Below are 19,668 nucleotides of genomic sequence, written 5' to 3' on the forward strand. Positions count from 1 at the left end.
AGAATCGAATGGCACTCAAGGCAACAATCTATAAAGCAGAACTGTCGATTGCGGACATGGACCGCAATTACTACGAAACCCATCAACTGACACTGGCCCGCCATCCGTCGGAAACCGACGAGCGCATGATGGTGCGCCTGGTGGCGTTTGCGATCCACGCGAACGAAGCGCTGACCTTCACCAAGGGCTTGTTCGACGTTGAAGAACCGGACCTGTGGCACAAGGATCTGACCGGCGCCATCGAGCTGTCGATCGAGGTCGGCCAGCCGGATGAGAAAGTGATCCTGAAGGCCTGCGGCCGTTCGGAACACGTCTACGTGTACAGCTACGCCGCCACCAGCCACATCTGGTGGAAAGCGCTGGCCAACAAGGTCGAGCGCTGCAAGAACCTGACCGTGGTGGATCTGGACGCTGCCGCCACCGAGCAGCTGGGCAAGATGGCGCAGCGCACGATGCAATTCCAGTGCACCATCCAGGACGGCCAGATCTGGCTGACCGACGGTACCGAGACCGTCGAGATCACCCGTGAAGTGCTGAAAGCCGAGCGCTAATTTCCCTTCACCACGGCGCCGCCCTTCATGACCCACTGGACTTGTTCCAGTGCGCGCACATCGTTGAGCGGCTGGCCGTCCACGGCGATCAGGTCGGCATATTTGCCGGCCTCGATGCTGCCGACCTTATCGCTCCATCCCAGTAAATCGGCGGCATTGACGGTAGCGGTGCGTATCGCTTGCGCCGGCGTCATGCCCAGCTTGACCAGCACGGCGAATTCGCGCGCGTTGAGGCCGTGTGGGTAGACGGCGGCGTCGGTGCCGAAGGCGATCGGCACGCCGGCCTTGATGGCCTTGCCGATGTTGATGCGCGCCTGCGGCAGCACCACCTTGGCTTTTTCCAGCAGCGGCGCGGGCAGCTTGATGGCTTCGGCGTTGTCGATCAGCCAGTCGCCCAGGTAGAGCGTCGGCACCAGATAGGTCTTGTGTTCCTTCATCAGCTTGATGCCTTCGTCATCGATGTAGGAGCCGTGTTCAATCGAATCGATGCCGGCCAGCACCGCCAGCCGGATGCCGTCGCCGCCATGCGCGTGGGCGGCAGCCTTGCGGCCGAGTCGGTGGGCCTCGCCAATGATGGCTTTCAATTCTTCCAGCGTGTACTGCGAGGTGCGCGGATCGTCGCCGAACGACAGCACGCCGCCGGTGGCGCAGATCTTGATGACGTCGGCGCCGTACTTGATGTTGCGGCGCGTGACTTTCAGCGCTTCGTCGACGCCGTCGGCCACGCCCAGGGCGGTGGACTTGTATTCGGGCGCGTGCATGGTGTCGTCGCAGTGGCCGCCGGTGATGCCTAACGGCGGGCCGGAGGCCAGAATGCGCGGACCGGGGACGTCGCCGTCGTTGATGGCGTCGCGCAGGCCGATGTCGGTATAGCCATCGGCGCCGACATCGCGGATGGTGGTGAAGCCGGCGCGCAGCGTGGTCAGCGCGTTATGGGCGCCGGTCAGCGTGATGCGCGGGATCGACTTGGCGATGATGCCGTAGCCGGCGTCTTCCGGGTGCCCCGTGATGTGGGTGTGCGCGTCGATCAGGCCGGGTAGCAGGGTTTTGTTGCCGAGGTCGATCACGGTGGCGCCGGCCGGGATCGCCAGCTGGCTGCCGGCGGCGGTGATCCGCTCGCCGCTGATCAGCACCACAGCCTGGTCGATGAGCTTACCGCTGCGCACATCGACCATGTGGGCGGCTTTGACGGCGGTGATGGCGGGGACGTCTGCGGCGCCGGCGGCGGCACAGGTTGACAGCAGGATGGAGACGGCAATCGCTTTCAAGTATTTCTCCCTTGTTGTGATGTTTTGTTGAGGAGAGCCAAACCACGCTCGCCACCTAGCGTACCCGGCAACGGGAGCCAACGCTAGAATATTTTGTCATGGCCTCCCGTCGCGACACTGTGTATAAGCAGCTGTTCTCCCATCCGGAAATCGTGCGTGATTTGCTGGTGGGCTTGTTGCCGGCCGAGTGGGCGCGGGCGTTGACGGTGGATGGGCTGGAGCGCGTCAACGCCAGCTACGCCAGCGACCACGGCAAGGCACGCCATGCGGATGTGGTGTGGCGCGCGCGGATAGGTGGCGAGTGGATGTACGTGTATATCCTGCTGGAGTTTCAGGCGAGGCCGGACAAGTGGATGGCGCTGCGGATGCAGGTGTATGTTGGCTTGCTGTATCAGGATCTGGTGGCGCAGCACCGCTTGAGCAAGCACGGCAGGTTGCCGCCGGTGCTGCCGATCGTGCTGTACCACGGCCGCCGCCCATGGCGCGCGGCGACCACGCTGGCGCAACTGATGTTGCCTCCGCCAGCCGGACTGGAACGTTTTCAACCTGGCCTGCAATATCTGCTGGTTGACCAGCATCATCATGGTGAGCGCGGTGACATCGTTAATCTGTTATTCAGGGTGCTACGCTGTCGTACCGAAGCTGAGCTCTGGGCGGTGGTCGAAGTGTTCGCGACGCGCATGCGCCAACCCGACCTGAAGCCGATACGCGAAACGCTGAGAAACTGGTTGCAGCTCACCTTGCAGGACGAACTTGGCGAAACTAAGATGGATCTGGAGGAGGACGATGCTATGCCAGCTGAAAGAAAATACAAGCTTAACGATGTATTGACCGACGAGTTCCTCGACCGTCTTTTGCAGCCACGCGAGGAGGGGCTAAAAGAAGGCCTGCTGGCCGGAATTCAGCAAGGCGAACGCGCGGCGCTGCAACGTCTGCTAACCGACTTACTGGCGGGAGCCGGTATGCCGGTTGACGCGGAGTCCAGGATTGCGGGCGCTGACAGCAGCCAGCTCAATGACTGGATCAAGGCGCTGTTTGAGGGCGCCAGCCCCGGCAGCTGTTTGCCGAGGGCTGAATGCTACAGGCTTATACGCCCAGCAGCGATACCGATTTGGTGTTCAGGTAGGCTTCCAGCGCCTCCGGACCACCTTCCGAACCGTAGCCCGAATCCTTGACGCCGCCAAACGGCATCTCGGCGCTTGGCGTGGCCGGCTGGTTGATCCACAGCATGCCGACTTCCACATTGTTCATCAGCTGATGCGCGTTCTTGATCGAACGGGTGAAGGCATAACCAGCCAGACCAAACGGCAGACGGTTGGATTCGGCAATCGCCTCATCCAGCGTATCGAAACCGCGAATCGCCGCCACCGGGCCAAACGGCTCGTCATTGAATACGCTGGCGTTCAGCGGCACGTCGGCCAGAATGGTCGGCGCGAAGAAGTTGCCTTCGTTGCCGATACGCAGACCGCCGGTAGCCACATTGGCGCCCTTGGCGCGGGCGTCTTCCACCAACTGGGTCATCGCCGCCACCCGGCGCGGATTGGCCAGCGGGCCCAGCGTCGTGCCTTCCACCAGGCCATTGCCCAGTTGCAGACGCTCGGCATGCGCCACCATCGCGCGGGTGAATTCTTCCTTGATGCTGTTATGCACCAAGAAACGGGTCGGCGCGATGCATACCTGGCCAGCGTTGCGGAACTTGGCGCCGCCTGCCGCTTCGACCGCCAGCGCCACGTCGGCGTCTTCCGCCACGATTACCGGCGCATGGCCGCCCAGTTCCATGGTCACGCGCTTCATGTGGGCGCCAGCCAGTGCGGCCAGTTGCTTGCCGACCGGGGTCGAACCGGTGAAGGTCACTTTGCGGATCACCGGATGCGGAATCAGGTAGTTGGAAATTTCCGCCGGATCGCCAAACACCAGGCCCACCGTACCGGCCGGCACGCCGGCGTCGATGAAGCACTGGAACAGCGCCGCCGGCGAGGCCGGGGTTTCTTCCGGCGCCTTGCACAGGAAGGAGCAGCCGGTGGTCAGCGCGGCCGCCAGCTTGCGCACCACCTGGTTGATCGGGAAGTTCCACGGCGTGAACGCGGCCACCGGACCGACCGGCTCTTTCAACACCAGCTGCTGCGCCAGCGGATTACGCGATGGGACGATACGGCCATACACGCGCATGCCTTCGGCCGCGAACCAGTCGATGATGTCGGCGCCGGCCATGGCTTCGGCGCGGGCCTGGGCCAGCGGCTTGCCTTGTTCCTGAGTCAGCAGGCGGGCGATCTGGTCGGCGCGTTCGCGCAGCAGGGCGGCGGCGCGGCGCAGCGTGGCGGTGCGCTCAAAGGCCGATACCTTGCGCCAGGCGTCAAAGCCTTTTTGCGCCGCCGCCAGTGCGCGGTCCAGGTCGGCAATGCTGGCGTGGGCCACGGTGCCGATTTCCTTGCCGGTGGCCGGATTCAGCACTGGAATGGTCTTGCCGCCGGTGGCGTCGCTCCATTCGTTGGCGATCAGGAGGCGGACGTTAGGGTAGTTAGTCGTGGTCATGAAAAATCTCCGGTGATGTATGAGAAGGGCGCCCGTAGCGACGCCCGAACACCCTCTACTTTGCCAGAAATTCGCCATTGCCGTATTGACGCCGCCAATTTCCCTCTTGGCAATGATATATTGAATGCATGAATAATTTCTCGCTCAAAGCCCTGGTGGCTGTCTCCCTGCTGGCTTGCGCTGGCGTCCATGCCGAGCCGCCGGCCGGCCAGAATGCCCTCGCCGGCCCGCAGATGCGGGTCGACGTCGGCGGCCGCAAACTGAATCTGTATTGCACCGGCAAGGGATCGCCGACCGTGCTGTTCGAGGCCGATGCCGGCCGCGCCGGCTGGGACTGGTCGGCGGTGTTGCCGGAGGTGGCGGCACGCACGCGGGCCTGCGTGTACGACCGCGCCGGTTTCGGCGCTAGCGATCCCATCATCCGCGCCTCAACGGTGGCGAATGCCAGCAAGGATTTGAATTTCCTGATCAAGAATGCCCATTTGGAAGGGCCGTTTGTGCTGGTCGGCGCGGGCTATGGCGCGCTGATTGCGGAGCAGTTCGTCTGGCGCTCGCGCGGCGCGGTGACCGGCCTGGTGCTGGTGGCGCCGCTCAAGGAGGACGCCTTGCCGGCCGATCGCACAGCCAAGCTGGATGCCGTGCTGGCCTGTCTGGCGGCGGCGGAGCAGGGCAAGGTCGGCGACGGTTGCGCGTATCCGGCCTCCAGCCTCAACGGCGAGATCGGCCCGGCGCTGGCGTCGGCGCAAGCAGCGCAGGTGCGCAAGCTGACTTATTGGAAGGCGCGGGCGTCCGAGCTGGATAGCCTGGAGATCAGCGCCGGCCAGGTGCGCACTGCGCGCAAGCCGTTTGGCGAGATGCCGGTGGTGGAGGTGTCGCAGGAAGAACCGGCGGCGATTGCCGCCGCCGTGTTGCAGGTACTGGGCAAGCTCAATCCTTAGAGCGGTGCGCCGCCCAGGCGTTTGATGGTGCCGGAGCCCATGATGCTTTTGCTGATCTGCGGATCGCCGTAGTAGTTGATGTCGCCCGAACCGGCCACGCTCAGGTTCAGCGATTTCTTGGCCCACACGGTGGCCTGGCCGGATCCGCCGATGCTGACCACCGCATCGCGCGATTGCAACTGGCCGACCTGCACCCGGCCGGAGCCGCCGATCGACACTTGCAGCCGCTCGGTGTTGCCGGCCGCTTTCAGGTTGCCGCTGCCGCCCAGCGCAATCGCCACCGATTCGCTGTCCAGCTGGTCGACGCTGAACGAGCCGGAGCCACCCACATCGATGGTGATGTGCTCGCCGCGCAGCTTGTCGGCGGTGACGTTGCCGGAGCCGCCGATCGACAGCTTGTCCAGCGTGCGCGCCAGTACGATGATTTTCATGTTGCGGGTATCCACCCGCAGGTTGTTTTTGGCCGGACGGATGCGCAGGGTGCCGTTGTCCACCTTGGTTTCGATCAACGGCTGGATGTTGTCGTCGGTTTCGACGATCACGCCTTCGGTGTTGCCGAGACGGATTTCGACGTCGCTGCCGACGCCGACCGTCAGCGCGTTGAAGTGGCCGACGTCGCGGTTCTGCTTGACGATCTTGCCGCTGCCTTGCACCCGCTCACCGCCGCTTAGCCAGCTGAGCGGACCGGCCTGAACGGCCACGACGGGAGCGGCCAGCAGGCCGGCGGACAGTAACAGCGAAGGCAGAAAATGGCGGCGGTTCATATTATTCTCCTGAAAGTCGATTGGCTTAAGTCTGCATCCTACGCAGCTCGGCCGGCGCCTATAACGGGCTTGCGACAGATTGCAGCCGGCGTGGCGCAGAATGCACAGCGCCGGGAATAGAGCGCGCATGAGGTATCATTCTGCCTATGCTTACTATAACCATCAAACAGGGCAAGGAAAAACGCCTGCTGGCCGGCGATATCCTGATCTACGCGACCGCTATCGAGCGCGTCGACGGTCGCCCGCAAGAAAAGAACAAACCCGGCGGTACAGCCATTCTGCAAACATCATCGCGCCAGTTTTTGGCGCGCGCCGCCTGGAATCCGTTATCCGAGGTGCGCGCCCGCGTCTGGAGCTACAAGGAAGATGAACCGGTCGATCACGCGATGATGAAACGCCGCGTGCGCGCCGCCATCGCCAAGCGCGCCGCCGCCGTGCGCGCCGCCGCGCCGACCGATCTGGTGCCGGTGATCCGCGGCGACGAAGACGGCTTGCCCGGCTTGCTGGTCGATAGCTGGGGCGGCACCAGTGGCTACCTGATCTGCCAGTTCCAGGCGGCTGGCGTGGATGCCTGGAAAGTGCCGATCGTGCAAGCGCTGCTGGCCGATACCGGCTGCCCGAATGTCTACGAGCGCTGCGATGATCTGATCCGCAAATCGGAAGGCTTGCCGATCTTTTACCGCGCGCTGGCTGGCGAAGAACCGCCGGATCACGTGCTGGTCACGGAAAAGGGTCAGCGCTTCAGCATGGATTTGCGCACCGGCTTTAAATATCCGAAGGTCCGCGCTTAAAAAGTTTCGGCGTTGCAAGTTTTTCTCTTATAATCATCCGGCATCCACGGAGATTTGAGCAGAGATGGAACACTACCAATCGTCGCAAATTCGTACCCTGAGCTACATCGAGAACGAAGACCACCCGGTCTTCGGCACGCTCGTCGAGCAGATTCTGCACCTGCTGAACTCCAAGCTGATTTTCAGCGACATCCTGATCCACCAGAACAGTCCCTTGATGCTGCGCCAGCCGAAAGGGCTGGTCGCCGTCACCGACTCGCCGATCACGCGCGAGGAATTGCAGGAATTCTTCGAGGTGGTCGAGCCGAACTGGGCGGAACGCATCCAGGACCGCGCCTTCGACCGCGCGGTCGATCTGCACACGGCCCGCATCCGCGCCAACTGCTTCAGCTTCCAGGGCCGCAAGCGGCTCGGTTGCGTGATTCGCCGCTTCCCAAAAGAACCGATGCCGCTGGCCAAGCTGGGGCTAGCTGAGCACGAACAGAATTTCGCCAAGCTGACCAGCGGGCTGGTGCTCATCATCGGCGATACCTGCCAGGGCAAGTCGACCACCATTGCCTCGATGCTGGACGAAATCAACAAGCACCGCTCCGGCCACATCATCACGATTGAAGATCCGGTCGAGACGCTAATTCCGCAGCGTCAGTGCGTCATCACCCAGCGCGAGGTGGGTTCCGACGGTGACGTCGAGAGCTTCTACCAGGGCGCGCTGGATGCGCTGCGCGAGCGGCCGGATGTGATCGTCATCGGCGAGATTCGCGACGCCCAGACGGCGCAGGAGGCGCTGGCGCTGGCGGAGGCCGGTCCGCTGGTGCTGGCTTCGCTGCACGCGCGTTCGACCGAACTGGGCCTGCAGAAGATGCTGCGCCTGCTGGGCAATACCGAAGCCCAGGCGCAAGCCCTGGGTCATGCACTGCGTGGCGTGCTGTGCCAGGCGCTGCTGCCGGCCGTGAAGGGTGAGCGCTACTATCTGGCCACAGAGTGTCTGACCAACAATCCACAGGTGACCGAGATGATCGCCAACGGCAAGGTCTCCAACCTGCGTATCTGGATGGAAGACCAGCCGGGCGAAGGCTGTCATACGATGAACACCTCGCTGCACGCCTTGCTGGCCGAAGGCAAGATCGCGGTGCAGGATGCCCGCAACGCGACCACTGACCGCATCGGCTTCGTCGAGCCGTAACGCTTAGTCCAGCGGCACTGCGCGGAAGCGGTTGACGTCGGTGGCGTTGACCGGCGGGGCGTTGTTGCCCCAGGCGCTGCGCAGGTAGGACACCAGCTGCGCCACTTCCAGATCATTCAACGTGTGGCTGAATGGCGGCATGCTGTAAGGACGCGGGTTGCCCGCTGTGGCCGGCGCAAAGCCGCCATTCAGCACCACGCGGATCGGATTGACGGCGTTGGTCATGATCAGCGCCTGGTTGCCGGCCAGCGGCGGATAGGCGGGCGACTGGCCCTTGCCTTCGGTGCCATGGCATTCCGCACAATGCTTCTCATACAATTTGGCGCCGGCGGCCAGGAAGGCGACCGCTTCCGGTGCGCCTTCGCGCTCAAAGGCCGCGGGCTTGGCTTCGGCCGGCAGCGCTTTCAGATAGGTGGTGATGGCGTTGATGTCGCCGTCATTCAGGTATTGCAGGCTTTCTTTCACCACTTCCGCCATCGGGCCGAATACGGCGGCGCGCGGCGACACGCCGGTTTTCAGCAGCGCCGCCAGATGATCCTGTTGCCAGTCACCGCGGGCGTTCAACGCCGGCGCGTACCAGCCTTGCGCGGGAATCACACCGCCGGACAGGCTTTCGCCTTCCGAGGCGCCGAGCGGGTTGCGCGCGCTGTGGCAGGCGCTGCAATGTCCCAGGCCTTGCACCAGGTAGGCGCCGCGATTCCAGTCCACTGATTGATTGGTCTCAGGGCGGAACACTTCTGGTTTGAAGTACAGCACGCGCCAGGCGGCCAGCGAGATTTGCAGGCTGTATGGGAAGCGCAGCCGGTGCGGCTGGTTAGCCTGGATCACGGCCGGTACGGTTTGCAGGTAGGCATACAAGGCGTCGGCGTCGTCGCGCGTGATGCGGGTGTAATTGGTGTAGGGGAAGGCGGGGTAGAGCAGGCGTCCGTCGCGCGACTGGCCGTGATGCAGCGCGCGCCAAAAGTCGTCGGTGGACCACATGCCGATGCCGGTGTTGCGGTCAGACGTGATGTTGGGAGCGATGATCGCGCCGAACGGTGTTTGCAGTGCGCGGCCGCCCGCGTAGGGCTGTCCGCCGCGCGTGGTGTGGCAGGACATGCAGTCGCCGGCCTTGGCAAGGTAGGCGCCCCGGGCGACGCGTTGATCGGCTGTCAGCGCGGCGATGGCGGCGGAGGGCGGGCTGTCGGCTGCCTGTCGGAACTGCATGGCCAGCAGGATGGCGGCGACCACGGCGGCGATCAGCGCGGCGGCGATAACGGTATAAACAATTTTCCTCATTTGGCGCCTCCGCGTGGGCTGGCGCTCGGTGCCAGGGCGGCGGGAGCGGCGGCTGATGCGGCCGTGCCAGGCGACGACGCCGCTGGTGCGGGCGCGCCTCCGGCCGGCGGCAGGCTGCCGCAGGCGATGGGCAGCGGCAGAGGGATGCTGGCGGCGGGGCGGGCGGCGGCGTCTGGCGTCTGCTTGCTGAGCCAGGACGACACGGCGGCGACGTCGCTATCGCTCAATCGGGCGGCGATGGTGGCCATGCAGTCGGGGGCGGTGGCGCGGCGGCTCTTGTTCTTCCAGTTGCCGAACTGGGCATTGATGTAATCGCTGGGCAGTCCCAGCAGTCCGGGAATGGCCGGCTCAACGCCGGTCAGCGCCGCGCCATGGCAGCTGACGCAGGCTGGAATATTCTTCAGCGGATCGCCCTGCCGCACCAGCGCCTCGCCGCGCGCCACTTGTGCCGCTGCGGCATTGCTGCCGCTGCCAGGCGGTGGCGGCGGGTAAGGCGGATGCTGGGCGGCGAAGTAATCGGCAATTTCGCGCAGATAAGCGTCCGACAGGTTGCCGACCATATACGTCATCATCGGATAGTGCCGGTGGCCATCCCGGAAATGGCGCAGCTGGTTGTACAGGTAGCCGGACGGCTTGCCGGCGATGCGTGGAAAGTAAGCGTCGCCGCGCTCCTTGACGCTATGGCAGGACAGGCAGGCGGCAATCCGCTGTTCCAGCGTATCGGCTGGTGGCAGCGGTGCGGCGGCGAGTGCGGCGGCGAAACCCAAGGCGGAAAAAATCGGCATACCCCTCCTGATACAGGCGGCGCATGGCGGCCGCGTGTCTAGGATAACCCGGTTTTAGGTGGTTTTGGCAATTTGACAGCTTTGAGCGGGGGCAACTTATTACCCAGCCCTAGCCAGTGACGGTAAACCCGCAACGCCACCTGGGCATCATCGGCCGCATACAGGATCTGTTTTTCGTTCAGACGCGGCAAAGCCCAATTGGTGGTGGAAATCTTTTTCGATTTTTGCAGCTTGCGACCGAAGAATTTGGCCACCGCCGTCTTGGCGCCGAGGTCGTTGCGTTGACCAGGCGTGCGCAGCGCAACCGACAGATCAACCACACCAGCGGTGCGGATATCCAGCTTGGCGTGCAGGCGCTTGACGTCGTCCGACAGGCCGAAACCGATCTTCAGCGGCAAAGGCCGTTCCAGAATCGCCAATAGCATGGCGCGAATGTGCGGCTCGGTGCTGGCGCCGATCTGGAACAGATACGCCTTGTTATCGGTGGCGAACTGGATCAGGTGCGGCCCGGTGGAGGTTTCGCCCCGCGTAAAAGTCGGCTTGGATTCGGTATCGAAGCCAATGGCGTCGCTGGCCAGCAGGGCGTCGCGCGCGGCGACGGCCTGTTCCGGCGTCACCACCATGTGCACATCGGCGATATGGATGCCGAGATACGGCGGCAGCTCTTCTTCTGCCGCCGCTGCCATGGGCTGATCGTCCAACTCAGCCAACTCAGCTCTTTTTGGCGAACTTCGCGGCCAGCTGGTTCAGCTTGTCAGCGTGCACACGGGCAGCTTCCTCGGCGGCCTTGGCTTCGCGTTCGGCCTTCTTGCGGTCGGCTTCTTTCTTGAAACGCTCTTGCAGCACCTGGGTCGCGTGGGCGCGGTGGGTGTCGGTCACTTCGGCGCCAGGGGTGCCGTCGAGGTCGTGACGGACCTTGGCTTTTTCCATGACTTTCAGATAGCGCAACGAACCGGTATGGATGCCCAGCGCCGTGCGCATGGTTTTGCGATCCAGCTCGGGCATCACAGCCAGCAGCTGCTTGTCGATTCCGATGCTCAGGGGCAGGAAATCGCGGAAAGCAGGGAATTGGGTTTGCAGGTGTTTCAGCAGGCTGCGCGGGGTTTGAGCGGCAGGTGCCGGCGCGGAGACAGCAGTGGCTGGCTCAGTGGCCGGAGGCTGGGGGGTAAGACTAGTGTTCATCGACTTCATAGGTTAAGCAACAACCGTCAGCATATCATGCTGCCCAGCGGATTGCAGTGCCTTTTGGGCTACTGTAGCGAATTGCTCATGCTTAGAATGGTGTTAAGACCTCTTGCAAACGTGCGTAGGTGCCCTAAATTGTGTATAATGCTCGACGCACCAACGGCAGGACGGTGTGATTCAGCTTGGTACAGGATGCGATTCGGATGGTCTGACCAAGGGCTTTTAGCCCTTCTCATTTGCCCTTCTCATTCTTCCCTGAAAAGAGAAACAAGCCCGTTGCAGGATGCGGGCTTTTTTTATTCCGCAGAAAATCGTCAGCTAAATTACAACATTTCCACCCCAGCGCACCTTCGCGGTCGGCGCGGGGTCTGCTTTTTTGTAATTTTCCGGCGCATAGCATTGAGAGATTTCTAATGACAAAACCGAAAACTTTAACGTTGTCCGTCAAAAAGCCCGCCGCCCGCGCCAGCGCTGCGCCATTGGTGGTGCCGAAGACGACTCTATCTTACGTCATCGATAATGAAGAGGCAGCGAGCAAAGTTACGGTTGTTAAAAAGAAAACCCGTCTGAGCGCCGCTGCCGAAGCCGCCCAGGCCGACGTGCAGTCGGCCGAAGTGGCCGATGACGCGACCAAAGTCGCCAAGGTGGCGCGCAAGAGCGCGATTCCTGGCGCGGTGGCCGATGAAGCGCAGGCCGTGACCGTCAAAGTGGCGCCGAAGTCCAAGCTGGTCAAGGCCAAGCTGGAAACGGCGCCGGTGGTCACCACCTCGGCGACCGCACCGTCGGTCAGCCAGGTAACCGATGCCGCCACGCTGGCGTCGATCGATACCTCGGGCTACCTGCTGCCGGGCGTTAAGGTTCCGGGCCGCCGTGGCCGCAAGCCGTCCGAATTCACGCCGGAAAACGACGAAGTCGCGGCACTGAACGCGGTCGAGCGCGCCGAACTGAAAGCCGTGTCGAAAGCACGTGAGCGCAAAGCCAAGGGCGGCGCTGACCTGCTGGGCCTGGATCCGAAAGCCTCGGCCGAGGAACTGGAAAAACGCCGCACCCAGATCAAGAACCTGATCAATATGGGTAAAGAGCGTGGCTTCCTGACCTATGCCGAGATCAACGACCAGTTGCCGGAAAACATCATCGATCCGGAAGCGATTGAAGGCATCATCGCGACCTTCAACGACATGGGCATCGCCATTTACGAGCGCGCGCCGGATGCGGAAGCACTGTTGTTGAGCGACAACGTTGCCACTGTTACCTCGGACGATGAAGTGGAAGCGGCTGCCGCAACCGCGCTGTCGACCGTCGATTCCGACTTCGGCCGCACCACCGACCCGGTCCGCATGTATATGCGTGAAATGGGCGCCGTAGCGCTGCTGACCCGCGAGGGCGAGATCGAAATCGCCAAGCGTATCGAAGAAGGCCTGAAGGACATGATCCAGGCGATTTCCGCCTGCCCGACCACCATCGCCGAAATCATTTCGCTGGCCGACAAGATCGCCGCCGACGAAATGAAGGTGGACGACGTGGTCGACGGTTTTGTCGATCCGGACGACGCCGCGCCTGCGCCTGCCGTGGTCGCCACCGCGACGTCGGATGACGACGAGGACGAGGAAGACGACGGCGAAGAAGAAGACGGCGACGTCGGGGGCGGCGCCGCCGGCTACTCGACCGAGCAACTGGCGCAGCTGAAAATCGCCGCGCTGGACAAATTCGCCTTCATCTCGGCCCAGTTCGAGAAAATGCGCAAGGCGTCGGGCGGCTATGCCTCCAAGGCGTATGTGACCGCGCAGGAAGCCATTTCGGCCGAACTGCTGGGCATCCGCTTCACCGCCAAGGTGGTCGAGAAGCTGTGCGATACGCTGCGTGGCCAGATGGAAGAAGTGCGCTCGATCGAACGCGCCGTGCTGGACCTGTGCGTCAACCGTTGCGGCATGCCGCGCGCGCACTTCATCAAAGTCTTCCCGGGCAACGAGACGGACCTGGACTGGGTCGATGGCGAAGTCGATGCCGGCTATCCGTACAGCACCGTGCTGGGCCGTAACGTGCCGGCCGTGAAAGAGCTGCAACGCAAGATGATCGACCTGCAACTGCGCGTGGCGCTGCCGCTGGCCGACCTGCGCAAGATTAACAAGCAGATGGCCGCCGGTGAAAAGCGCGCGCGCCAGGCCAAACGTGAAATGACGGTGGCCAACTTGCGTCTGGTGATTTCGATCGCCAAGAAGTACATCAACCGCGGTCTGCAATTCCTGGATCTGATTCAGGAAGGCAATATCGGCCTGCTGAAGGCGGTGGACAAATTCGAATACCGTCGCGGCTACAAGTTCTCGACCTACGCGACCTGGTGGATTCGTCAGGCCATCACGCGTTCGATCGCCGACATGGCCCGTACCATCCGCGTGCCGGTGCACATGATCGAAACCATCAACAAGATGAACCGCATTTCGCGTCAGATCATGCAGGAAACCGGCAGCGAGCCGGACCTGGCGACCCTGGCGCTGAAGATGGAAATGCCGGAGAACAAAGTCCGCGAAATCATGAAGATCGCCAAAGAGCCGATCTCGATGGAAACGCCGATGGGCGAGGACGGCGATTCGCAGTTGGGCGACTTCATCGAAGACAACACCACGCTGGCGCCGCTGGATGCCGCGCTGCACGCCTCGATGCGCAACGTCATCAAGGAAGTGCTGGATTCGCTGACCCCGCGCGAAGCCAAGGTGCTGCGCATGCGCTACGGCGTGGAAATGTCGAACGACCACACGCTGGAAGAAGTGGGCAAACAGTTCGACGTGACCCGCGAGCGTATCCGTCAGATCGAAGCCAAGGCGATGAGCAAGCTGCGCCAGCCATCGCGTTCGGACAAGCTGAAAACTTTCCTGACCCAAAACTAAGGTTCAGCAAAGCAAGCAAAAAGGGAGGCCATGTGCCTCCCTTTTTTTCGTGCTAATATTGCAAAATTAAAAACTTGTCCGGTTAGATAATGGATGAACCGCAATCGCTGAAGCCGCGTTACCGCACCATGTGGCTCGGCATGCTGGCAGGGCTGGCGTCGATGACGCTGGCGTGGACTTTGCACCGCATGCTGGAGGCCAGCCAGCGCCTGCCTGGCGATACAGTCTTCACGGATCATTCCGACTCGCCGATGTGGCTGCTGATACAGGTCGTGGACCTGGCCGGCGGCCTGGCGGCGGGCATGGCTGCGGCGCACTGGTCGCAGCGCTGGTCATGGCGGGCGGTGGCGGGGATACTGGCGGTGCTGGTGGTGAACGGGATGATGGCGACGCCGTCTTCGCGCGATGCTTTCCGCATGCTCCTGTCGATGCTGGCTAGTCCGGTGGGCCTGCTGCTGGGCGCTAGCTACTACCGCTATCGCGAGCGTACGCAGCCGGATGTGCATGTACTGCCGGCGCGCGTCGATCACGCGCAGGTGCCGGATACGCCGTACAGCGAGGCGGCCGTGGTGGTCGCGTTGAGTTTCGGCTACTTCATCCTCGGCTCGACCATTGCGGTGGTCTCCCAAAGCAGCGCGCAGGCGTTTTCCGATAACAGCCTGCTGGCGATAGTGGTGCTGGAGCTGATGCTCGGCGCCTGTGCGCTGGGCGTGCTGTATGCGCGCGGCTATCCGCTACGGACCTTGCTGCCGCGGCCGTCCTGGAGCGGTGCGCTAATTGGCGCCGCCTTGTATATGTTGACGGTGGGCTGCAATGTGCTGTTCACCGGTTTTGCATCGGACGACCTGACGCAGCCGGTTCAACGCCTGCTGGAAGGGCAGCGTTCGATGGGCGCGTTGTTGTTGCTGTCGCTGGTCAATGGCGTGTATGAGGAAGTCTTTTTGATGGCATTCCTGCAACGCGGCTTGCGCCGGCTGGGCGGCTCCAATGCGGTCGGCGTGGTGTTGCTGGTGCGGATGCTGTATCACACCTATCAGGGGCCGCTGGGCTTGTTGGCGGTAGCCATCTTCGGCCTGGTGGTCGGCATCTATTACTGGCGCAGCGGCCGGCTGTTTCCCGTCATCGTCGCGCACATCGTGGCGGATGTGTGGGCGCTGGCGTCGTGATGTGCGTATAACTCAAGGGAGCGTTATGAAAAAACTGTTGTTGATGTTGATGAGCCTGTCCGCTTCGGCGATGGCGCAGGATATCGTGCTCACCGGCCGGCTGGAATCTGCTACTTTGATACCGTTTGGTGCGGACAGCTGCAAATCGAAGAGCGGCACTACGCCGAACGCCGACGGCAGCACGCGGGTGACGATCTCCAATGCCTGCGGCTGCCAGGACATCAAGCTGAAAGTGGAGCAGGTCTACGCCGGCTCCAGCGCCAAACCGGGCGAGGTGGTGACCGTGCATGCCGATCTGGGTGAGTGGTGCAAACCGTCGCTGCCGGTGACGCGTGATCCGGTGCTGGTGCATATGCGGGGAGATGGCCTGTTCTACTGGTCGGAATTGACCAACAAGGATGGCGCATTGTACTTCGAGCCGGCGCGCTTGGCGCTCAAGGGCATCACGCCGCGCAAGGAACTGGCGCCACTGAATGCCTTGCCGGACATGCTGAAGCAATAAGGAGGTGATGATGGCCGACACCGGCGACTTGCACGGCAGCTGTTTATGCGGCGGCATACGCTATCGCGCCGCGCTGCCGGTCTTCCACGCCAGCCACTGCTACTGCACCATGTGCCAGAAGCAGCATGGCGCTGGCGCCGGCTCGTACGCGAATGTCGCCAGCGCCGGCTTCGTCATCGCGCAGGGCCAGGACTTGATCACGGAGCACCACTCGTCCGATGATGGCCGCCGTGGCTTTTGCAGCGTCTGCGGCTCCAACATCTACTGGCGCAGCACCGAGTCGCCCGATCGCATCGCCGTCACCCTCGGCACGCTGGAGCCGGAATACGCTGGCCCCGTCGAACGCGAACTCTACACCGATACCAAACCTGCCTGGCTGCCCAGCCTTAAGCCGGCACGGTGATGCGTAATGCATGCGAGGCCACGTGCAGAGTGCCGCCCAGTGCGCTCAGGCGTTGGCGCATGGCTGCTTCGGCCGGATTGGCGCCGCTGCATCTGCTGGAGTTGCCATTCGATGGCGGCGCTCAGGCCCAGTTCCAGCGTGACCGGATGCAGTTCGTTGATGATCTCGCGCACGTTGCAGATGCAACTATTCAGCGTGGACAACGCTTGCGCGGCGCGCCTGTGCAGCAGCGGTTGCGTGGCGCCTGTGCGGGCGTGCAGCATGGTGATGTCCAGCTTGAGCGCCACCAGATTCTGCGCCAGGTTGTCGCGCATGCCGAGCGCCAGGCGGCGGTGCTGGCTTTCGGTCGCCTCTTGCTCCAGTTCGGATGGACGGCGCATGATGTTTTAATTTCGATAACGATTTCAGGCGATTAATCCCAATTTTATCTATTTGTCATGTAAAAATGAAAACACCCCGACAAGCGGGGTGATGGTAGCGTTACCGTGTTGTTTTTAGCCGGTATTGCGCAGTCCGGCAGCGACACCGTTGATCGACAGGTGAATACCGCGGTGCACGCGTTCGTCGGCTTTGCTCTCCGACGACAGCGCGCGGTGGCGCTTGATCAGCTCAACTTGCAAGTGATTCAGCGGGTCCAGATAGGCAAAGCGATTCTGGATCGAACGCGCCAGCAGCGGGTTGCCGGCCAGGCGTTCGTTGGCGCCGGTGATGCTTTGCAGGATCTCCAGGGTGTTGGCGTGCTCGTCGGTGATGCGCTTGAAGATACGGTCGCGCAGTTCCTTGTCCTGTACCAGCTCGGCGTAGCGCGAGGCGATCGCCAGGTCGGTCTTGGCCAGCACCATGTCCATGTTCGACAGCAGCGTGGCGAACAGCGGCCAATGTTTGAACATCGCTTGCAGCTGCGACAGGCGCTCGGCCTGGTCGCCGTCGGCAATCCAGCCGCCGATGGCGCTGGCGAAACCGTACCAGCCCGGCAGCAACAGGCGGCACTGGCCCCACGAGAAGCCCCATGGAATCGCCCGCAGGTCTTCAATCCGCTTGGTCGACTTGCGCGAGGCCGGACGCGAACCGAGGTTCAGCTCGGCGATTTCGGCAATCGGTGTGGCGGTGAAGAAGTAGTCGGTGAAGCCCGGGGTTTCATAGACCAGATTGCGGTAGGCCTTGTAGGCGCGGTCCGAAATCTCGGCCATGATGGTCTCGAACTGGTGCAGTTGCTTGCTGTGTTCGGCGTCTTCCGGCTGCGGCAGCAGGCTGGCTTCCAGCGTGGCGGCGACCAGCAGCTCCAGGTTGCGGCGGCCGATGTCTTTGTTGGAGAACTTGGAGGCGATGATCTCGCCCTGTTCGGTCAGGCGGATCTGACCGTTGACGGTGCCATGCGGCTGCGCCAGGATGGCGTCGTACGACGGACCGCCGCCACGGCCGACGGTGCCGCCCCGGCCATGGAACAGGCGCAGCTTGACGCCGGCGTTTTCAAACACCTTGACCAGGTTGGTTTCTGCTTTGTACAGCTCCCAGTTGGAGGTGAGGAAGCCGCCGTCCTTGTTGGAGTCGGAATAGCCCAGCATCACTTCCTGGATCTGCCCTTGCTTGGCGATCAGTTGCTTGACCAGCGGGATGGCCATCACGGCTTCCATGATGCCGGATGCGCGTTGCAGGTCGGGGATGGTCTCGAACAGCGGGATCACCATCAGGTCCAGTTCAGGTTCAGCTTCCCCTCCGGCGAGGCGCAGCAGGCCCAGTTCTTTTTGCAGCAGCAGCACTTCCAGCAGGTCGGACACGGTCTCGGTGTGCGAGATGATGTAGTTGCGGATCGCGCGCGCGCCGTAGCGGGCACGGATCTGCCGCGCCGCGCGCAGCACGCCCAGCTCCGATACGGTCTCGGCCGAGTAGTTGATGTACGGCGAATTCAGCAGGCGCGGCTGCGCCAGTTCGCCCAGCAGCAGCGCGATCTTGGCGTCTTCGTCCAGCGCGGCGTAGTCGGCCTGCACGCCGGAGGTGGAGAACAGTTCCGCCAGCACGCGCTCGTGGATGTCGGACGACTGCCGCATGTCCAGCGAGGCCAGGTGGAAGCCGAAGATGTCGGCCGCGCGCTTCAGCGTGGTCAGGCGCGGCTGCACCAGCACTGCGCCGTGGTTGGCGGTCAGCGAGTCGATCAGCACTTGCAGGTCGGCGGCGAATTCGGCGGCGCCGTTGTACGGCTCGGCGTGACCGACTTCCTTGCGCAGGATGTTGGTGGCGCCCAACGCGCGCGCGGTCGAGGCCAGGCGGGCGTAGATGCCGATCAGGGCGCGGCGATACGGTTCGTCGGCGCGGTGGTCAGAGGTGTCGGGCGACTGGTCGGCCAGGGCTTGCAGTTCCGGCGAGCAGGCCACCATCAGCGTCGAGATCGACAGTTCGGCGCCCAGCGTGTGCGCTTCCTCCAAATAGAAGTCGAGGATGGTGGTGGCCTGGCGCGTCAGCGCGTGCGACATGGTGTCGCCGTTGACGTTGGGATTGCCGTCGCGGTCGCCGCCGATCCAGCTGCCCATCTGCACGTACGGTGCGGTGATGTGTTGCGGCTGTTCATCGTTGCCGTAGTGGTGGGCGATGTCCTGCTCGATGTCATCGTACAACCCGGGCAGTTCGCGCAGGAAGGTGATGCGGTAGTAGGACAGGGCGTTTTCGATCTCATCGGCCACGGTCAGCTTGGAGTAGCGCAGCATGCGGGTCTGCCACAGCGTGGCGATGCGCGCTTTCAGCAGGTGCATATTGGCGGCCGCCTCCTTGGGTGTCAGCGGCAGGTCGCGCTCGGCCAGCAGACGGGCGATGTCGTGCTCGGCGTCGAGGATGGACTTGCGCTGCACTTCGGTCGGGTGGGCGGTCAGCACCGGCGAAATCAAGGCTTCCTGGAAGAAGGTCGATACCGTCTCTTGGCTGACGCCGGCTTCCTTCAGCTTGCACAGCGCGTAGTTGACGCTGCCTTGCTGCGGCCTGGAGCCGGCCAGCAGGTGGGCGCGGCGGCGGCGGATGTGGTGCTGGTCTTCGGCGATATTGGCCAGATGCGAGAAGTATGAGAAGGCGCGCACCACCGAAATGGTTTGCTCCTTGGTCAGGATCTTCAGCATGCCGTCCAGCTCTTTGGCGGCGCCGGCGTCGGCTTCGCGGCGGAAGCGCACGGCGGTCTGGCGAATGGTCTCGACCACGGCGTAGACTTCCTCGCCCTCCTGGTCGCGCAAGACGTCGCCCAGCAGGCGGCCTAGCAAGCGTATGTCTTCCTTCAATGGCGCGTCTTTGTCGGCGCCCGGTTGTTCAGCAACGTGTTCGTTCAATGCACTAGATGGATTGGCCATGTGTTTTAAGTCACGAAAGGTGAAATATGTCGGTGCGTAGGCTTATGGCCCGGTTCTGCAAGAAGGTGAGCATGCTAAAATTTGTGATCTTAAACACGCGCGTGGTAC

Annotated in this window: 18 protein-coding genes; 9 read left to right on the forward strand and 9 right to left on the reverse strand. The window is 62.9% G+C overall.

Annotated features, from left to right (window positions below):
* The first annotated feature begins 8 nt into the window (after positions 1 to 8).
* Complete coding sequence (locus tag HH213_RS21010; protein ID WP_110848569.1) at positions 9 to 551, forward strand: YaeQ family protein; 543 nt, start codon at positions 9 to 11, stop codon at positions 549 to 551.
* On the opposite strand, the gene HH213_RS21015 is transcribed toward HH213_RS21010, so the two are convergent.
* Entirely contained in the window at positions 548 to 1,819 is a 1,272-nt protein-coding gene (locus HH213_RS21015; RefSeq protein ID WP_229263090.1) for a Xaa-Pro dipeptidase, read from the reverse strand. The two genes, HH213_RS21010 and HH213_RS21015, sit on opposite strands and share 4 nt — an antisense overlap.
* A gap of 98 nt (positions 1,820 to 1,917) precedes the next feature.
* On the opposite strand from HH213_RS21015, the gene HH213_RS21020 reads away from it, so the two are divergent.
* Entirely contained in the window at positions 1,918 to 2,994 is a 1,077-nt protein-coding gene (locus HH213_RS21020) for an Rpn family recombination-promoting nuclease/putative transposase (protein ID WP_229263091.1), read from the forward strand.
* Here the strand turns inward: HH213_RS21020 and HH213_RS21025 are convergent.
* Positions 2,906 to 4,351 (reverse strand): NAD-dependent succinate-semialdehyde dehydrogenase, encoded by a 1,446-nt coding sequence (locus HH213_RS21025; RefSeq protein WP_169113521.1) that lies wholly within the window; start codon positions 4,349 to 4,351, stop codon positions 2,906 to 2,908. The genes HH213_RS21020 and HH213_RS21025 overlap by 89 nt on opposite strands.
* A 128-nt stretch (positions 4,352 to 4,479) precedes the next feature.
* Here HH213_RS21025 and HH213_RS21030 point away from each other — a divergent pair, with 128 nt between their 5' ends.
* Positions 4,480 to 5,289: an alpha/beta fold hydrolase gene (locus tag HH213_RS21030; protein ID WP_169113522.1), complete on the forward strand. Its 810-nt coding sequence runs from the start codon at positions 4,480 to 4,482 to the stop codon at positions 5,287 to 5,289.
* Here HH213_RS21030 and HH213_RS21035 read toward each other — a convergent pair.
* Positions 5,286 to 6,053 carry a head GIN domain-containing protein gene (locus tag HH213_RS21035; RefSeq protein ID WP_229263092.1) on the reverse strand — a complete coding sequence of 256 codons (768 nt, stop codon included), beginning with the start codon at positions 6,051 to 6,053 and terminating at the stop codon, positions 5,286 to 5,288. The two genes, HH213_RS21030 and HH213_RS21035, sit on opposite strands and share 4 nt — an antisense overlap.
* Before the next feature lie 146 nt (positions 6,054 to 6,199).
* Between HH213_RS21035 and HH213_RS21040 the strand changes: the two genes are divergently transcribed.
* Together HH213_RS21040 and HH213_RS21045 are read left to right on the forward strand one after the other, a co-directional pair.
* Positions 6,200 to 6,844, forward strand: coding sequence for a class I SAM-dependent rRNA methyltransferase (locus tag HH213_RS21040; protein WP_161047312.1), 645 nt, complete (start codon positions 6,200 to 6,202; stop codon positions 6,842 to 6,844).
* A 64-nt stretch (positions 6,845 to 6,908) separates the two neighbouring features.
* Positions 6,909 to 8,027, forward strand: a complete 1,119-nt coding sequence (locus tag HH213_RS21045) for a type IV pilus twitching motility protein PilT (RefSeq protein ID WP_169113524.1) — start codon at positions 6,909 to 6,911, stop codon at positions 8,025 to 8,027.
* A gap of 3 nt (positions 8,028 to 8,030) precedes the next feature.
* On the opposite strand, the gene HH213_RS21050 is transcribed toward HH213_RS21045, so the two are convergent.
* The 4 genes from HH213_RS21050 to HH213_RS21065 are packed head-to-tail and all read right to left on the reverse strand — an operon-like array spanning position 8,031 to position 11,281.
* Positions 8,031 to 9,305 carry a cytochrome c gene (locus HH213_RS21050; RefSeq protein ID WP_169113525.1) on the reverse strand — a complete coding sequence of 425 codons (1,275 nt, stop codon included), beginning with the start codon at positions 9,303 to 9,305 and terminating at the stop codon, positions 8,031 to 8,033.
* Positions 9,302 to 10,090 carry a c-type cytochrome gene (locus HH213_RS21055; protein WP_169113526.1) on the reverse strand — a complete coding sequence of 263 codons (789 nt, stop codon included), beginning with the start codon at positions 10,088 to 10,090 and terminating at the stop codon, positions 9,302 to 9,304. The genes HH213_RS21050 and HH213_RS21055 overlap by 4 nt, the downstream gene beginning before the upstream one ends.
* A gap of 38 nt (positions 10,091 to 10,128) precedes the next feature.
* Positions 10,129 to 10,776: a 3'-5' exonuclease gene (locus tag HH213_RS21060; protein ID WP_169113527.1), complete on the reverse strand. Its 648-nt coding sequence runs from the start codon at positions 10,774 to 10,776 to the stop codon at positions 10,129 to 10,131.
* A gap of 25 nt (positions 10,777 to 10,801) precedes the next feature.
* On the reverse strand, positions 10,802 to 11,281 hold the full coding sequence (locus HH213_RS21065) for a ProQ/FINO family protein (protein ID WP_110848559.1): 480 nt from the start codon (positions 11,279 to 11,281) through the stop codon (positions 10,802 to 10,804).
* A 407-nt stretch (positions 11,282 to 11,688) separates the two neighbouring features.
* Here HH213_RS21065 and rpoD point away from each other — a divergent pair, with 407 nt between their 5' ends.
* The 4 genes from rpoD (at position 11,689) to HH213_RS21085 (ending at position 16,231) form a co-directional block, all read left to right on the forward strand.
* Entirely contained in the window at positions 11,689 to 14,160 is a 2,472-nt protein-coding gene (rpoD, locus tag HH213_RS21070) for an RNA polymerase sigma factor RpoD (protein WP_169113528.1), read from the forward strand.
* An 89-nt stretch (positions 14,161 to 14,249) separates the two neighbouring features.
* Positions 14,250 to 15,326 (forward strand): CPBP family intramembrane glutamic endopeptidase, encoded by a 1,077-nt coding sequence (locus HH213_RS21075; RefSeq protein WP_169113529.1) that lies wholly within the window; start codon positions 14,250 to 14,252, stop codon positions 15,324 to 15,326.
* Positions 15,327 to 15,351: 25 nt separating this feature from the next.
* Positions 15,352 to 15,828, forward strand: a complete 477-nt coding sequence (locus HH213_RS21080) for a hypothetical protein (RefSeq protein ID WP_169113530.1) — start codon at positions 15,352 to 15,354, stop codon at positions 15,826 to 15,828.
* 7 nt (positions 15,829 to 15,835) lie between these two features.
* Positions 15,836 to 16,231, forward strand: coding sequence for a GFA family protein (locus HH213_RS21085; protein ID WP_169113531.1), 396 nt, complete (start codon positions 15,836 to 15,838; stop codon positions 16,229 to 16,231).
* Here HH213_RS21085 and HH213_RS21090 read toward each other — a convergent pair.
* A complete protein-coding gene (locus HH213_RS21090; protein ID WP_169113532.1) occupies positions 16,180 to 16,611 on the reverse strand; it encodes a histidine kinase in 432 nt (143 codons plus the stop codon). The two genes, HH213_RS21085 and HH213_RS21090, sit on opposite strands and share 52 nt — an antisense overlap.
* Before the next feature lie 114 nt (positions 16,612 to 16,725).
* The gene (ppc, locus tag HH213_RS21095) at positions 16,726 to 19,560 is read right to left on the reverse strand and encodes a phosphoenolpyruvate carboxylase (protein ID WP_169113533.1); all 2,835 of its coding nucleotides are present in this window, start codon (positions 19,558 to 19,560) and stop codon (positions 16,726 to 16,728) included.
* Between the last annotated feature and the right edge of the window lie 108 nt (positions 19,561 to 19,668).

The organism is Duganella dendranthematis, assembly GCF_012849375.1.
Lineage (GTDB): Bacteria > Pseudomonadota > Gammaproteobacteria > Burkholderiales > Burkholderiaceae_D > Rugamonas > Rugamonas dendranthematis.

Bases quoted from the DNA above. Each gene is read 5' to 3' on its own strand.
- HH213_RS21010 (WP_110848569.1), top strand. From the start codon at position 9: ATGGCACTCAAGGCAACAATCTATAAAGCAGAACTGTCGATTGCGGAC.
- HH213_RS21020 (WP_229263091.1), top strand. From the start codon at position 1,918: ATGGCCTCCCGTCGCGACACTGTGTATAAGCAGCTGTTCTCCCATCCG.
- HH213_RS21025 (WP_169113521.1), bottom strand. From the start codon at position 4,351: ATGACCACGACTAACTACCCTAACGTCCGCCTCCTGATCGCCAACGAA.
- HH213_RS21030 (WP_169113522.1), top strand. From the start codon at position 4,480: ATGAATAATTTCTCGCTCAAAGCCCTGGTGGCTGTCTCCCTGCTGGCT.
- HH213_RS21035 (WP_229263092.1), bottom strand. From the start codon at position 6,053: ATGAACCGCCGCCATTTTCTGCCTTCGCTGTTACTGTCCGCCGGCCTG.
- HH213_RS21040 (WP_161047312.1), top strand. From the start codon at position 6,200: ATGCTTACTATAACCATCAAACAGGGCAAGGAAAAACGCCTGCTGGCC.
- HH213_RS21045 (WP_169113524.1), top strand. From the start codon at position 6,909: ATGGAACACTACCAATCGTCGCAAATTCGTACCCTGAGCTACATCGAG.
- HH213_RS21050 (WP_169113525.1), bottom strand. From the start codon at position 9,305: ATGAGGAAAATTGTTTATACCGTTATCGCCGCCGCGCTGATCGCCGCC.
- HH213_RS21055 (WP_169113526.1), bottom strand. From the start codon at position 10,090: ATGCCGATTTTTTCCGCCTTGGGTTTCGCCGCCGCACTCGCCGCCGCA.
- HH213_RS21060 (WP_169113527.1), bottom strand. From the start codon at position 10,776: ATGGCAGCGGCGGCAGAAGAAGAGCTGCCGCCGTATCTCGGCATCCAT.
- HH213_RS21065 (WP_110848559.1), bottom strand. From the start codon at position 11,281: ATGAAGTCGATGAACACTAGTCTTACCCCCCAGCCTCCGGCCACTGAG.
- rpoD (WP_169113528.1), top strand. From the start codon at position 11,689: ATGACAAAACCGAAAACTTTAACGTTGTCCGTCAAAAAGCCCGCCGCC.
- HH213_RS21075 (WP_169113529.1), top strand. From the start codon at position 14,250: ATGGATGAACCGCAATCGCTGAAGCCGCGTTACCGCACCATGTGGCTC.
- HH213_RS21080 (WP_169113530.1), top strand. From the start codon at position 15,352: ATGAAAAAACTGTTGTTGATGTTGATGAGCCTGTCCGCTTCGGCGATG.
- HH213_RS21085 (WP_169113531.1), top strand. From the start codon at position 15,836: ATGATGGCCGACACCGGCGACTTGCACGGCAGCTGTTTATGCGGCGGC.
- HH213_RS21090 (WP_169113532.1), bottom strand. From the start codon at position 16,611: ATGCGCCGTCCATCCGAACTGGAGCAAGAGGCGACCGAAAGCCAGCAC.
- ppc (WP_169113533.1), bottom strand. From the start codon at position 19,560: ATGGCCAATCCATCTAGTGCATTGAACGAACACGTTGCTGAACAACCG.